The organism is Novosphingobium sp. SG919 (assembly GCF_012932495.1).
Taxonomy (GTDB): Bacteria; Pseudomonadota; Alphaproteobacteria; order Sphingomonadales; family Sphingomonadaceae; genus Novosphingobium; species Novosphingobium rhizosphaerae.
This window is the reverse complement of record NZ_JABCNG010000006.1, coordinates 1-14,264: the sequence shown is the minus strand read 5'-3', so window position 1 is coordinate 14,264 and position 14,264 is coordinate 1. Positions and strand designations below refer to the sequence as shown.

The window sequence follows — 14,264 nt, the reverse complement described above, 5'->3', positions numbered from 1 at the left end:
GGTTCGGGACAGGCCCTTCGACAGGCTCAGGGCGAACGCGGGTTGGGTTTTCCATTCCGAATTGCCCGGCCTGAGCGTGTCGAAGCCGGTTTCCTCGCGCCCTCTTCCCATTGCGGAAGGAATCCCTATATGGGGCTCTGCCGGGTTTGACCCGGCTATGGCGATAAACTGCGGCGTACAATAGGCGCAGCGGACCCGGGGGCGGTACCCGGCGGCTCCACCACCTCTCTCGCGCATGCGGGGCAGATGACGGGGCCGAACTAGGATCGACGTGTGTTGAAAAGCGCTGTTTTCGCCCGGGCTGAGTAACCCGTTAAAGGCTCAAAACCAACAAGTGCCAACGACAACGAAGCACTTGCTCTCGCCGCGTAACCTGACGGCCTAACGGCCTGATCTTACAAAGCGAAAGCGCGGCTGGACACGCCGGTCAACAGAAGTGATACCAGCGGCCCGGGGGGTGCCGGGCAACAGAAATCCCCCCACCTTCCTTCATTTTCGCCCGCTTTGGCCCGGCCCAGTTCTGCCTGGCCCAGATCAGCCAGGCCCAGATCAGCCAGGCATCGTCTCGGCCGAGCATTCGGCTGCCGCCTCGGTTTCCTGGCGCCGCGCCGCGCCGATTGCCTGCGCACGCTTGCGCCAGCCGGGGCGGCTATAGGCGATCGCGCTCATCGCCACGGCGGCCAGCGAACCCACCGGGAAAGCAAGCCACAGCGCATCGGCGCCGATCGAGGGATAGGCCAGGTGGTAGAACCCCAGCCGCGCCGGGAACATCGCGATGGCCAGGACGACCAGGGGCGCCATGACCACGCCGCCCGCGCGCATGGTGCCGAACAGCATGATCGTCATCCCGAACAGGATATAGCTCCAGCTGGCGAGCAGCTGGATGTGGCGTGCCATGTCCACCGCCGGGCTGGTCGAGCCCAGGAACAGCACCAGCACTGGCCGGTCGAAGGCAAGCAGCAGCGCGGTCATCGTGCCGGTGACCGCGAAATTGAGAATGAGGCCTGCGCGCGTGATCCGGCCCAGCCGATCGACCAGGCCGGCGCCGATCGATTGGGCCGCCATGGCGCTGAGCGCAGCGGAAATGGCCATCGCCGGCATCTGCAGGTAGGTCCACACCTGGAGCGAGGCGCCATAGGCCGCACTGGTGACCGAACCTTCGCGGTTGACCAGGCCCAGCATGATGATCCCGGCGCCCGACACGATCAGCATCTGCGCGCCCATCGGCAGGCCCTTGGTGACGATATAGCGCAGCTCGTCCATGCGGGGCAGCAGATAGCCCAGTTCCGCCCCACGCAGCCGCAGCGGCAGGTTGCGGGCATAGGCATAGAGCACCAGGACCACCATCGAGACATAGGACGAAATGGCCGTGGCGAGCGCCGAGCCGGCAATGCCCATGGCCGGGATCGGCCCCAGCCCGGCGATGAACACCGGGTTGAGCCCGCAATCGAGCACCACCGAGACGATCATGAAATAGAGGCTGGTCTTGGCATCGCCCGCGCCGCGCAGGCCCATCGAGATCATCACCGAAATCATCGTGGCCGGCAGCGCCACGAAGATCACCCGCAGATAGGCGAGCGCGAAGGCAAAAATGTCTGCCGGGGTGGACATGATGCGCAGCAATGCCGGCGCGCCGAGCCAGCCGGCTGTGGCCACGATGATCGCCAGGCCCACGCAAAAGCCCACTGCCGTGCCGAACGTGCGCCGTGCCGCATCGACATTGCCGGCGCCGAACGACTGCCCGACTTTCACCGTGGCGGCCATGCCGAAGCCGAACACGGCGGCAAAGACCAGGAACATCACGACGTTGGCATTGGCCGTGGCGGCCAGCGCCGAATCGCCCAGCAGGCGGCCGACCCAGATGGCGTTGATCGAGCCGTTGAGCGACTGGAGGATATTGCCCACCAGCGTGGGCATCGAAAACAGCATGAGCGTTTTCAGAATCGGGCCACGCGTAAGATCGCGCGCCCCGGGCCCGCCAGGAGCGGTGTTGCCTTGCGGACCTGCCATGGTGTTCAATCCTTGTTGCGCAAGGCGGCCAGGGCCGCGAAAGGCCCGCTGGCGTCATCGCCGGCGAGGTTGTGTTCGGCGCGCGCCTTGTCGGCCAGCGGCCCTTCGGCAAAGGGGTCGATCGCCAGCGCCAGGCTTTGCGCCACCGCCTCGCCCAGGTCGAAGGTCAGACCGCTGTAGGGAATCTCGTCGCACTCGTCGGCGGTGATCTCGATTTCCTCTTCCGCGGACACTTCGATCTGGCTTTCCGGAACGAAGCGCAAGTGCAGTGCCTCGTTGATGCGGACTGGGAAATCTTCGCCTGAAATGGCGCAGGCCTGCTCGATGGCCGCGGTCAACCGGCCATCGGCGCGCACCACCGGTCCATCGGCAGTGAGCTTGACCTCTGCCCGCATCGTCTCGATCGCCGAAATGGCAAAGCGCGCGGCCAGGCGGCGGCGCTCTTCGGCATCGGGTTCGAGCACCACCGGCGCGTCACCGATCTGGCGCAGATCGATCCAGCGGGTGAATTCGTGGGTGTCGCTCATCGTCCAATCTCCGCGGCCAGAACCCTGTCGGCCGGCACCAGCGCGAGCCCGGCGGCAAAGGCGCGGGCGCGACGGGCCAGGGGCAGGGGATCTGTACCGTCCTGCAATGTCATGTTGCGGGCAAGCGCGGCGGCAAAGGCCTGCTCGCCTGCGTCCAGGCCGTCGCGATAGGCGCCCAGGCGGCCGCCCAGCGTGCCCATCAACTTGCCGATATGCTTGCCCACCATCAGATCGCCCACGCCGCTTTCGCGCAGCTGGCCATCCATGTCTTCCACAAACAGTTCGGTCAACCATACCGATGGCTGGACCAGGCCGGGATCGCGCTCCATCCGCAAGAGCACGATGGAAAGCACCAGGGTGATCATGTCGAACCGGCCGGCGACGCTGTCGGCCACGCCGCATGCCGCATACCATTCCTTTTCGCGCGCGATTTCCACCACGCGGTGCCACAGCGGGCGGGCGGCATCGCGATCATCGCGGGTCTGGCCCAGAAGGCGGGCGAGCAGGGACATGGTGCGTGGCATCCTTTGGTTCGTTGTGGCAGCGTCAGGCGCGGCCAATTTGCGCAGCCCGGCGCAAACCGGCACGCCGCCATTGCGGACAACCCGTTTCGCCCCTAAGGCTTGCGCGGATATAGGGCGCTGCAGCGCGAAGGCAAAGTGGGCCTTTGTGCGTTGTGCCGGCGGGGGTTCCCGGCCAGGTGGTGCCGGGTGTTCCCGCAGTGGGTCGTATTTGGAGTGATGGAATGCGCGAGAATCGGATGGCCCTGAAAAGCGCTGCGCTGGCAGGTCTTGTCGTGCTGGTCAGCGGCTGTGCCAGCATCCGCGACCATCGTGGGTTCCAGATGGACAAGGCGCTGACCGATTCGGTGCAGCCGGGCGTGGACAACCGCAATTCGGTGGAACGCGCGCTGGGCCAGGCCACGTTCAAGAGCCAGTTCGGCCCGCAAAGCTGGTACTACGTTTCGGTCGACACCCGGCAACGCCCGTTCAAGCGCCCGCGCACCACCAGCGAGCAGGTGCTGAAAGTGAACTTTGACACCGCCGGCAATGTCAGCACTGTCGATCGCGTGAATCTCACCCGCGTGCCCACGATCCACCCCGTGCGCGAAGCGACGCCTACGCTGGGCCGCCATCGCAGCTTCTTCCAGGATCTGTTCGGCAACATCGGCGCTGTCGGCGCCATGCCCACGGGCACCGGTGGCACCGGCCAGGGCCGTGGCCCGACCGGCTCGGGCCCGAACGGCAGCTGATCGATCTGGGCCGTTCGGGCTGTGGCTTGAACGGCCGGCCGGCGATCCCATATCGCCGGGATGGACGATAGCAAGGCGAGCCACGGCCTGGTCCAGTGGCACGGCACCACGATCATCGGGGTGAAGAAGAACGGCCGTACCGTGATCGCGGGTGACGGCCAGGTTTCCATGGGCAACACGGTGATGAAGCCCAATGCCCGCAAGGTGCGGCGCATTGGCGACGGATCGGTGATCGCCGGCTTTGCCGGGGCGACGGCCGATGCCTTTACCCTGTTCGAGCGGCTGGAGCGCAAGCTGGAGCAGCATCGCGGCCAGTTGATGCGCGCCGCGGTGGAACTGGCCAAGGACTGGCGCACCGACAAATACCTGCGCAACCTGGAAGCGTTGATGATCGTGGCCGACGCCAGTACCCTGCTGGTGCTGACCGGCAATGGCGATGTGCTGGAACCGGAAGCCGGCATCGCCGCGATCGGTTCGGGCGGCAACTATGCCCTGGCCGCCGCGCGCGCGGTGGATGCCTATGAAGACGATCCCGAAAAGATTGCCCGCCGCGCGATGCAGGTGGCGGCGGAAATCTGCGTGTTCACCAACGACCGCGTGACGGTTGAGGAAATCTGATGCTCGACAGTCTTACCCCCAAGGCCATTGTCCGCGCGCTGGACGAACACATCGTGGGCCAGGCCGATGCCAAGCGCGCGGTGGCCGTGGCGCTGCGCAACCGCTGGCGCCGCCAGCGCCTCTCGCCCGATCTGCGCGACGAGGTTTCGCCCAAGAACATCCTGATGATCGGGCCGACCGGCTGCGGCAAGACCGAGATCAGCCGCCGCCTGGCGCGGCTGGCCGATGCGCCGTTCGTGAAAGTGGAAGCGACCAAGTTCACTGAAGTGGGCTATGTCGGGCGCGATGTGGAGCAGATTGCCCGCGACCTGGCCGAAGAAGCGATCCGCCTGGAAAAGGACCGCCGCCGCGAAGCCGTGCGCGATGCCGCCAGCAAGGCCGCGATGGACCGCCTGCTCAAGGCCCTGGTGGGCGACGGCGCCAGCGAGGCGACGCGCGAAAGCTTTCGCCAGCGCTTGAGCGAAGGCGCGATGAACGAGGTGGAAGTGGAAATCGAGGTGGAGGACGCGCCTGCCGCCCCGATGGAAATCCCCGGCCTTGGCGGCAATGTCGGCATGATCAACCTGTCGGACATGATGGGCAAGGCATTCGGGCGCAACCAGCTCAAGCGGCGCAAGATGCGCGTGGCCGATGCCTGGGACAAGCTGGTGGACGAAGAGTCCGAAAAGCGCATGGACCAGGATGACGTGGCCCGCGTGGCGCTGCAGAACGCGGAAACCAACGGCATCGTGTTCATCGACGAGATCGACAAGATCGCGGTGTCCGATGTGCGCGGCGGTTCGGTCAGCCGCGAAGGCGTGCAGCGCGATCTGCTGCCGCTGATCGAGGGCACGACGGTTGCCACCAAGTATGGCCCGATGAAGACCGACCACGTGCTGTTCATCGCCTCGGGCGCGTTCCACGTAGCCAAGCCATCGGACATGCTGCCCGAATTGCAGGGCCGCCTGCCGATCCGGGTGGAGCTGAAGGCGCTGACCGAGGACGATTTCGTGCGCATCCTGGCGGAAACGCGCGCCAACCTGGTGGAACAGTACCGCGCGCTGCTCGGCACCGAGCAGGTCACCCTGGATTTCACGCCCGAGGCCGTGCGCGCGATTGCCCGCACTGCCGCACAAGTGAACGAAAGCGTGGAGAACATCGGCGCCCGGCGGCTGCAGACCGTGATGGAAAAGCTGCTGGAGGAAGTGAGCTTTGACGCCGAAGACCGCGTCGGCACCACCGTGACGGTGGACGAGGCCTATGTGGCAGACCGGCTGGCCGGCCTGGCCGGCAACGCCGACCTGTCGAAGTACATCCTGTGACCAGATGGCAGCGCCAGCCCTCAGTGGGCGGGCGCTGCTGTCGTTTGCACCAGCGGGTCGGGGCCGCCGAACGCGCGCAGCGGGCGGCGCAGGGCTAGCAGCAGGGCCCCGGCCACCGCCGGAATCGCGGCCGTCACCATCCAGAACAGCGGCGGGCTGACGCGCGTGTACCAGCCGCCCATCGGCCCGCTGATCAGGCTGGCCACCGCCACCGACATCATGTCCATCCCGATCAGCGTACCGCGCCAGCGCTCTGGCGCGCGCGCCGCGAACGTGGCGTGCATGACCGGGGCAAAGAACATCGCCCCCAGGTTGGACAGCAGGTGGAACGCCACCGGCAGCCAGATCGTGCCCCGCGTGTTGGTCGGCACCAGCGCCAGCAACAGGGTGGACCCGGCGAAGATCAGGCAGCCCGTGGCAAGCTTGCCCAGGCTGTCGGATTCGGCCTGGCGCGAAGCCTGCCAGCGCCACAGTAGGATCAGCAAGGGCGCCTCGAACGCGGGGGCAAGCCCGTCAAGCGATTGCAGCCAGGGGATCGGCACGGCAAAGCCGCCCACGACCATGTCGATATGGTCGCGCACCCACAGGCTGTAGACATTCCAGACTTGTGCCTGGGCGGTCCAGAACGCCACGCTGAACGGCCAGACCAGGGCCAGCAGCCACATATTGCGCTTTTCCGCCGCAGTCAGCTGGCGGGCCGGGCCGGCCTGGAGCGGCGGCACTTGCGCGGGCAGGTGCCGCGAGCCGGCCAGATACCACACCAGGCCGGCCAGCATGCCCACGCCCGCCACGGCAAAGCCGGCGTGCCAGCCATAATACTTGGCCATCGTGCCACTGGCGATCGGTGCGATGAAGGCACCCACGTTGATCGCGAACGTATAGACCTGGAACGCATCGCCCAGGCGGCGATCCCCGGCGGCATAGAGCGCGCGGATCTGCGGCATCAGGTTGCCGCGCAACAGCCCGGCGCCGATCACCAGCAGGACCAGCGCCATGAGGAACGTGGCATCGAACGCCATGGCGAAATGGCCCGCCGTCATCGTCAGCGCGCCCAGGCTCACCGCCGCGCGCCGGGGCATGACCCTGTCGCCGATCCATCCGCCCACCAGCGGCAGGAACGTGATCGCCGCGAAATAGAGCGCGAACGTCTGCGTGGCGAGTTGCGTCACGTTCATCGGGCCGAACACGTGCTCCAGCCCGGCGCGATAGCCGGCAAAGCCGATGACGTGCTCCACCCGGCCGGGCAGCAGCAATTCGCCCGTCATGTAGAGCACCAGCATGGCCACCATGCCATGCCAGGAAATGCGATCCCACAGTTCGGTGCCAGCCAGCACCCACAGCCCCCTTGGATGGTCGAGCAACGCGCGCTTTTCGGGGATCGGGGCGGCAATTGCGTCGGGGCTGGCGATCGGTTCCATGCGCGCATCTGGTGCCGCCAAATGCCGGGGCTGGCAAGCGCACGCCGGCGTGATACACCGCAGGCCATGCATGAAACGCCCGGCAATCGCCCGATCTATCGCCTGCTCACCGGCAAGGACGACCGCGCCTTTTGCGAGCGCGTGTCCGAAGCCCTGGCCCAGGGCTGGCGGCTCTATGGCTCACCCTCGATCACGTATGATGGCGGCATGGACTGCATCAAGGTGGCGCAAGCCGTGGTCTGGCACGGGGCCGATGTGGTGAAGTAAGTGTGCGCTGGGCTGCCAGGTCCGGAGCCCCGCGCAACCCTGAACCTGGCGCGCGTTACTCTGCCGCCTGGCCCAGTTCCTCGCCCTCGGCCGCCTGGCGCGCCCACATTTCGGCATAAAGGCCGGCGCGGCGCAGCAGGTCGGTGTGGCCGCCCTGTTCCACCAGGCGGCCCTGGTCGATCACCAGGATCGTGTCGCTGTCGGCAATGGTGGAAAGCCGGTGCGCGATCGACAGCGTGGTGCGGCCCCCCGCCACATCGCGCAAGGTGCCCAGGATGTCCTGCTCGGTGCGGGTGTCGAGCGCGCTGGTCGCCTCGTCGAACAGCAGGATCGGCGGGTTCTTCACCAGCGTGCGGGCAATCGCCACGCGCTGCTTTTCCCCGCCCGACAGTTTCAGGCCGCGTTCGCCCACTTCGGTGTCGAGCCCATGGGGCAGACGCGCGATGAAATCGGCAATCGCCGCCCCGCGCGCGGCCGCTGCCACGTCGTCTGCGGTGGCGCCTTCGCGGCCATAGGCGATGTTGTAGCCGATGGTGTCGTTGAACAGCACCGAATCCTGGGGCACGATGCCGATCGCGGCGCGCAGGCTTGCCTGGGTGACCCCGGCAATGTCCTGCCCGTCGATCAGGATACGGCCCGAACGCGGATCGTAGAACCGGAACAGCAGGCGCGCGATGGTGGACTTGCCCGCGCCCGACGGCCCGACGATGGCCACGCGGCTGCCGGCCGGTACTTCGAACGACAGGCCATGCAGGATCGTGCGGTCGGGATCATAACCGAACACCACGTTGTCGAACGTGACCGAAGGGCGGCGCACCACCAGCGCCGGCGCGCCGGGCTTGTCGGCCACTTCCACCTGGGTGTCGATCAGGCGGAACATCTCGGCCATGTCGATCAGCCCCTGGCGGATCGTGCGATAGACCATGCCGAGCATGTCGAGCGGGCGGAACAACTGGGTGAGATAAGTCTGCACGAAGACCAGTTGCCCGGCGGTGTAGCGGCCATGCCACCAGCCCCACACGGTATAGGCGAGGGCGCCGGCCATCAGCAGGCTGATCACCATGGCCTGGGCAATATTGAGCAGGCCCAGGCTGTTTTCGCTGGTGATCGCCGCTTCGGCATAAGCGCGCGCGGCCTGGCCATAGCGCGCTTCCTCGCGCCGCTCTGCCCCGAAATACTTCACCGTTTCATAGTTGAGCAGCGAATCCACCGCGCGCGACAGGGCCTGCCCGTCCAGCCGGTTCATCCGCTCGCGCAAATGGGTGCGCCATTCGGTGATCGTGCGCGTCACCCAGATATAGGCGGCCACTGCCACGGCCGTCGCGGCCACCAGCCCCCAGCCAAAGGTGATCCAGAAAATCACCGCCACCACGATCAGTTGCAGGATGGTGGGGGCGATGTTGAACAGCATGAAATAGAGCATCGTGTCGATGCTCTTGGTCCCGCGCTCGATCGTCTTGGTCACTTCGCCGGTGCGCCGCGCCAGGTGAAAGCGCAAGGACAGGCGGTGAAGCTGGGCAAAGACATGCTCGGCCAAGGCGCGCGTGGCATCCTGGCCCACCCGTTCGAACACGATGTTGCGCAAGTTGTCGAATGCCACCCAGGCAAAGCGGCCGAACGAGTAGGCCAGCACCGTCCACATTGCCAACATGCCAAGCCGTGGCCCGGTCACGTTCATGGCATCGACCGCCCACTTGAGCAGATAGGGCAGGGTCAGCTGCACCCCTGTGGATGCCAGAATGAACAGGCAGGCCACCACGATGCGCCAGCGCAGGCCCGGATTGTCCACCGGCCAGAGATAAGGCAGGAAGCGCTTGAGCGTGTGCCAGCCATCATGACGGGCGCCAGGTGCATTCGGGTTTTTTTGGGCGTTCTCGGGCGGCATGGCCTTCACATAGGCATTTTGCCGGCCGTTGCCACCCGGGATCTCACTGCCGTTTCGCCGCCGGCCACGTTAACGCGCGGCGAGTGCCGGCGCCGGTGCCGGGGTGAAATCGAACATCACCTTGCGCCGGGCAAAATCGATGGCGACTTTCTGGAACGCGCTCAAATCACGCATGCCCAGCAGCAGCGCAGGGCGGCGGTTGAGCCGCAGGTGGGCAAAGGCCGGGGCATCGGCAAAGGCGAACGTCAGGTTGTTGATATCCATACCGCCGATGCGCATGGTGCGGGCATGGCCCACGTCGGCGGCGATGCTTTGCCCGGTCACCGCGACAAGGCGGGCCTGCTGCACCACCCCCTGCCGCGATAGCGCGCGTTGTAGCGCGCGGTTGCCGATGGAGACGTCCGATCCGGTGTCGATCATCACATCGGTGCGCACGCCATCGACCGTCGCCTCGGTCATGATCAGCTGGCCCGAGCGGCGGCGGGCGGTGACCACGATGTCATAGCTGTCTGCCTGGGGTACATCGGGCGCGGCATTGCCGATCATCAGGCGGTTGGCGGCAAAATCGATCGTGATGCGCTGGTCTTGCAAGCCATCGAGACCCACGATCCCCTCAGCCTCCAGATCCGCGCCGTCGACCAGCGGCGCTTCCAGTCCGGCAAAGCGGCGCGTGCCGAGCGAAATTTCCGCAACCTTCACCAGGTCGACGTCTTCCAGTCCCGCCACGCTCACCAACCGGGCGCGGCCGCTGGGCTCCAGGCCCAGCACTTGCGCGGTCTGTCGTGTCAGCACGGTGCGCTCCGCCCCGGTATCGACCAGGAAGGCAAACGGCCCCGCGCTGCCGATCGTCACCGGCACGGTAAGCCGGGCACGGGCATCGTGGCTCAACCGGATTTCTTCCATCGGGGGCTGGATATCGGGCATCAGTGCCGCAGGCGCGGGGGCAGATGGCGCGGTTTGCGCCGACACCGGCAGGGCCGCCGCCGCAAGGGCCAGCAGGCCAAGCGTGCCGGCAACCTTGGGGGCCAGCATCGTCATGGTTCTTGTTCCTCTCCGCCACGCAGGTTACGCCTGCTTGAACGGCAGCGCCATGGCTTATTTCAATGCTGCATTGCGAATTTTTCGCCCGTTTTCAGCCCGAAACGGTCTGTTTGCGCCAGGGCAGGGCGGCCATGATCTCGCCCAGCAGGCCCAGCACTTCGCCCAGCAGCGGATGGCGGGTGATGCGCATCACCAAAAGCCAGCACAGGATGCCGGCGGCCACCATGCTGGCCGCCTGGCCCAGGCTGCACGCCGCCGGCCCCGCCCACAGCGCATAGCTGGCCAGCAGTGGCGCCACGGCGGCCAGCGTGGCAGCCAGGCTTTGGGCATAGATGCGCAGCAGGTCGCGCCAGGCAAAATCGAGCATGGCGCGCATGAACGGCGCATAGATTGCCATCCACAACAGCCCATGGACAAAGCGCGAAATCGCGACGGGCACCAGGCCAAAGGGCGCCGCGGCCATGATCATGCCCACCGACAGCACCGTTTCGGCCACGTTGCGATGGATCAGGCCGCGCTTGCGGCCCAGCAGCAACGGCAGATCGGCATTGAGCGGCAAGGAAATATAGCACAACTGCGCCAACGCCACCCACAGCAGCAGCGGGGCGGCCGCCACCCAGCGGGGGCCATAGAGCGCGAGGATCAGCGGCTGCGCCAGCGTGGCAATGCCCGCCATCGCCGGCCAGGTCACGCCGGTATAGGCAGCCACCACGCGCAGGTAGGGCGGCCCCAGCGGATCGCCCTGGTCGCGCACGCGGCGGAACGCGGGATAGAACACCCCGGTTACGGCGCCGGCCACCAGCATGCGCAATTGCAGGGCCAGGCCAGACGCCCGGGCAAACAGGCCCACGGCGGTGTTGTCGATCAAGCGGCCAATGACCAGTTCGGGCGCGCGGGCGGTGATCGAATAGCAGGTGGAAAGCACCGAATTGGTGCCGCCCAGTTCCAGCACCGGCCGTGCGCCTTTCAGCCGCAGCGGCCAGGGCACCATCAATCCGGCGCGCCACTGGCTCACCACCAGGCGCGCACCCTGCTGGGCAAAGGCGCCCCAGGCCAGCGCCAGCGCGCCATGGCCCAGCACTGCCAGCGTCACGGCCGCCGCTGCGTTGGCAATGGAAGAGCCCACCTCGATCATGGTATTGGACTTGTAGTCCATGCGCCGCTGGCACGTGGCCTGCGGCACGATCGACAGCGGTACCAGCAGATACGACGATGCCACCACCAGCAGGACCGGCAGCAGCGCCGGATCGCCATAGAACCGTGCGACCGGCACCGCGCAAGCCAGTGCCAGCAGGGCAATGCCCCAGGCAAAGATCACGGAAATGGTGAACGCGGTCTGGAGCTTTTCGGGCGTCAGGTCGCGCTCGCCGTTGACATAGCGCGCCACGCCGAAATCCTGGAGGAACGCGACGATCGTGACCGCGGCGAAGGCGATCGAAAACAGCCCCAATTGCGCCGGGGTAATGAACCAGCGTGCCAATACGACGCTGGTCGCGAACTGGATCGCGAAAGACGCATATTGCGATACCAGCGCCCAGGCGGCGGCCGTGCGTACGGACATTTCCGGTGGCGGGCTGCCGGTGGCCGGATGTGGGCGGCGGGAGTTTGTCGTGCTCATGCCGCGTGCCGCAGCAGCGTGGCCGCCGCCTGCGCCGCGCGCAACGGTCGCCCGGCCCGCAGCATGCGCAGCGCGGCCCGCCACAGGCGCGGCTGCGCACCCACGTCGGCAATATGGCCGGCCAGCACGGGCCATGCTTCGCCCGCCAGGCGATCGGGCGCATAGATCAGCCGGTCGATCATGCGCTGGCGCACATAGGCCGCGCTGCCCGCGCCGAACACCGCATCGAGCGCGTCGATTTCGGGCAGGGTGGCCAGGCTTGCGGTGGGATCCTGCCCGGTTTGCTGGCGCGCGCGGTGGGCTAGCCAGGCAATCGCGGCGTTGCGCGCTTGGGTCACCACATGGCGCGTGCTGACCTGGCCGGGCGTGATGCGATAGGCCAGCAGGCATTCGGGCAGATTGGCCATGCGCGTGCGGCCGGCCAGGCGCAGCCACAAGTCATAATCCTCGGCATGAAGATAGACCGCGCGGTAGCCGCCTGCGTCACGCACCAGGTCGGTGCGCACCATGACGGCGCTGTGGCACAGGATCGGCCCATGCTCGAGTTCGGCCAGGATCGCGCCGTGATCGTGCGGGCGATGGACCGGCGGGTTGGACGCCGGGGCGCCGTCGGCGTCGATGAACGTGGTTTCGCTTGCCACCAGGCCATGGTCCGGGTTGGCGGCCAGAAAGGCGGTCTGGCGCTCCAGGCGGTGCGGCAGGCAGATGTCGTCGGCATCGAACCGGGCCACCAGCGGCGCGCGTGCTTGCGCAAACAACTGGTTCAGGCTTGGCACCAGGCCCTGCCGCGGCATAGCGATCAAGCGAATGCGCGGATCGCGCGCGGCATAGTCTTGCGCGATGGCACGGCTTTGGTCGGTCGATCCATCGTCCAGGATCAGGAATTCGAAATCGCCGAACGTCTGGGCCAGCACGCTTTCGATCGCCGCGGCCAGGGTGGCGGCGGCGTTGTGCATGCTGGTGGCCACTGTCACGGCCGGAATGGGGCCCGATATCGTCACTGCTCGGTTTCCAGGAAGCTGGGGGCGGGCGTGCCGCTGGTGCCGCCGCGGCGATGGGCACGGCGCCGCCAGCGCAGCATCGGGGCGGCAAGGCCGGGCAGCCAGTGCCACAGCGCCATGGCGATCTGCCACACCGGGCCGTCCATCTGGCTGCCGATGCGGCGCAAGTCGGCCAGGCCCGATCGCGCCTGCCCGGCCACGATGCGGTCGATCGCCTCTTCGAAGGCCAGCGCGTCTCGCGTCTCGTTCATCAATTGCTCGATCCGGGGAATCTCCGGCGCGCCAGGGGGCAACGTGGCGCGGGCCTTGGTCTGGACTTTGAGGCTGCCGCGCAGCAGGCGCATGGCCTGGGCCGAGGCCGAGCCGGCGCGCACGCGATATTCGCACAGCACTTCGTCCAGATAATGCGCTTGCCCGCCCAACCCCATGAGCCGCACCCACAGGTCGAGATCCTCGGCATGGGTCATTGTCTCGTCAAAGCCGCCCACGGCCAGGCAATCGGCACGGCGAAAGGTCGATCCGATATAGACGTTGAAGGAGCGGTCCAGCACGTCCATCCAGGTGCCGCGCGCCGGCTGGGGCCGTTCCACACAATAGCGTTCGGCTGCCACCGCGCCAAACATGCGGGCGTTGCACGTCACCAGGCGCAGGTCCGCCTGCTGTTCAAGCAGCGGCACAGTGGCGGCCAGATAGCCGGGACGAAACAGGTCATCCCCATCGAGCAGGGCAATCAGCGGCGCCTGGCTCGCGGCGATGGCGGCGTTGCGTGCGGCCGAAACACCCCGGTTCGGCGTTTGCAGCAGGCGAATGCGCGGATCGGCCAGAAAGGGCGCTACGGCCTTGGCCACGGCGGGATCACCATCGTCCACCACCACGGCTTCCCATGGCTCCAGCGTCTGGCGTTGCAGGGACGTGAGCGCGTCGCCCAGGAAAGCCGCCACGCCAAAGCCTGGCACGATCACGCTGACGCGCGCGGGCGTGCCATCGGGCAAAGTGGGGCAGGGGTAAGGTGGGGCGGCCATTGACTGCGATCTAGTCCGTGCGGGTTTAAGGATTGGCTTACAATGCCGCAAAGAATCAGGAGAATCACGGATTGCGCCCGACCAGTGCTGTCCGCCTTGCCACAGCGCGCCGGGGTTGTCTGTGGCCATGGTAGAAAATCCCAGCATTTCCGGGACTTTTCCTGGGATCTGCAACAAAAATGCAAAATGGTGTTGACGCCTGCGGTGGCCCTCCATATATGCCGCTTCACCGATGCGGTGCAGCCGGTTTTTCCGGCGGCCTGGTTGTTTCCAGGTGCTGCGGTGTTGGTCGCCAGATAGCTAC

General features: G+C 66.8%; 13 protein-coding genes and 1 other RNA gene. 5 read left to right on the top strand and 9 right to left on the bottom strand.

The window, feature by feature from the left end:
* Positions 1–100: 100 nt before the first annotated feature.
* Positions 101–484, top strand: a transfer-messenger RNA (tmRNA) gene (gene ssrA / locus FHT19_RS20175).
* Positions 485–549: 65 nt separating this feature from the next.
* On the opposite strand, the gene FHT19_RS20170 is transcribed toward ssrA, so the two are convergent.
* From FHT19_RS20170 to FHT19_RS20160, 3 genes are read right to left on the bottom strand one after another with little or no spacing between them, the layout of a single operon-like run.
* The gene (locus FHT19_RS20170) at positions 550–2,010 is read right to left on the bottom strand and encodes an MATE family efflux transporter (protein ID WP_168556520.1); all 1,461 of its coding nucleotides are present in this window, start codon (positions 2,008–2,010) and stop codon (positions 550–552) included.
* Between the two features lie 5 nt (positions 2,011–2,015).
* Positions 2,016–2,537: a DUF177 domain-containing protein gene (locus FHT19_RS20165; protein WP_169476552.1), complete on the bottom strand. Its 522-nt coding sequence runs from the start codon at positions 2,535–2,537 to the stop codon at positions 2,016–2,018.
* The gene (locus tag FHT19_RS20160; RefSeq protein ID WP_169476551.1) at positions 2,534–3,049 is read right to left on the bottom strand and encodes a ubiquinol-cytochrome C chaperone family protein; all 516 of its coding nucleotides are present in this window, start codon (positions 3,047–3,049) and stop codon (positions 2,534–2,536) included. The genes FHT19_RS20165 and FHT19_RS20160 overlap by 4 nt, the downstream gene beginning before the upstream one ends.
* Before the next feature lie 233 nt (positions 3,050–3,282).
* Here FHT19_RS20160 and bamE point away from each other — a divergent pair, with 233 nt between their 5' ends.
* Genes bamE through hslU form a run of 3 tightly spaced genes read left to right on the top strand, consistent with a single transcriptional unit; the run spans position 3,283 to position 5,708 of the window.
* Positions 3,283–3,789, top strand: a complete 507-nt coding sequence (gene bamE, locus FHT19_RS20155; protein ID WP_168556523.1) for an outer membrane protein assembly factor BamE — start codon at positions 3,283–3,285, stop codon at positions 3,787–3,789.
* A gap of 60 nt (positions 3,790–3,849) precedes the next feature.
* A complete protein-coding gene (hslV, locus tag FHT19_RS20150) occupies positions 3,850–4,407 on the top strand; it encodes an ATP-dependent protease subunit HslV (protein WP_169476550.1) in 558 nt (185 codons plus the stop codon).
* Positions 4,407–5,708, top strand: coding sequence for an ATP-dependent protease ATPase subunit HslU (gene hslU, locus FHT19_RS20145; RefSeq protein WP_169476549.1), 1,302 nt, complete (start codon positions 4,407–4,409; stop codon positions 5,706–5,708). The genes hslV and hslU overlap by 1 nt, the downstream gene beginning before the upstream one ends.
* Before the next feature lie 20 nt (positions 5,709–5,728).
* Here hslU and FHT19_RS20140 read toward each other — a convergent pair whose 3' ends face one another.
* Positions 5,729–7,126: an MFS transporter gene (locus FHT19_RS20140; RefSeq protein ID WP_169476548.1), complete on the bottom strand. Its 1,398-nt coding sequence runs from the start codon at positions 7,124–7,126 to the stop codon at positions 5,729–5,731.
* A 66-nt stretch (positions 7,127–7,192) separates the two neighbouring features.
* On the opposite strand from FHT19_RS20140, the gene FHT19_RS20135 reads away from it, so the two are divergent.
* Positions 7,193–7,393 (top strand): DUF1737 domain-containing protein, encoded by a 201-nt coding sequence (locus tag FHT19_RS20135; protein ID WP_169476547.1) that lies wholly within the window; start codon positions 7,193–7,195, stop codon positions 7,391–7,393.
* 55 nt (positions 7,394–7,448) lie between these two features.
* Here FHT19_RS20135 and FHT19_RS20130 read toward each other — a convergent pair whose 3' ends face one another.
* The 5 genes from FHT19_RS20130 to FHT19_RS20110 form a co-directional block, all read right to left on the bottom strand.
* Entirely contained in the window at positions 7,449–9,278 is a 1,830-nt protein-coding gene (locus FHT19_RS20130) for an ABC transporter ATP-binding protein/permease (RefSeq protein WP_168556528.1), read from the bottom strand.
* Between the two features lie 69 nt (positions 9,279–9,347).
* Positions 9,348–10,316 (bottom strand): aspartyl protease family protein, encoded by a 969-nt coding sequence (locus FHT19_RS20125; RefSeq protein ID WP_169476546.1) that lies wholly within the window; start codon positions 10,314–10,316, stop codon positions 9,348–9,350.
* A 94-nt stretch (positions 10,317–10,410) separates the two neighbouring features.
* Positions 10,411–11,937: an oligosaccharide flippase family protein gene (locus tag FHT19_RS20120; protein WP_169476545.1), complete on the bottom strand. Its 1,527-nt coding sequence runs from the start codon at positions 11,935–11,937 to the stop codon at positions 10,411–10,413.
* Entirely contained in the window at positions 11,934–12,938 is a 1,005-nt protein-coding gene (locus FHT19_RS20115) for a glycosyltransferase (protein ID WP_248290576.1), read from the bottom strand. The genes FHT19_RS20120 and FHT19_RS20115 overlap by 4 nt, the downstream gene beginning before the upstream one ends.
* Entirely contained in the window at positions 12,935–13,960 is a 1,026-nt protein-coding gene (locus FHT19_RS20110; protein ID WP_169476544.1) for a glycosyltransferase family A protein, read from the bottom strand. The genes FHT19_RS20115 and FHT19_RS20110 overlap by 4 nt, the downstream gene beginning before the upstream one ends.
* Positions 13,961–14,264 lie beyond the last annotated feature (304 nt).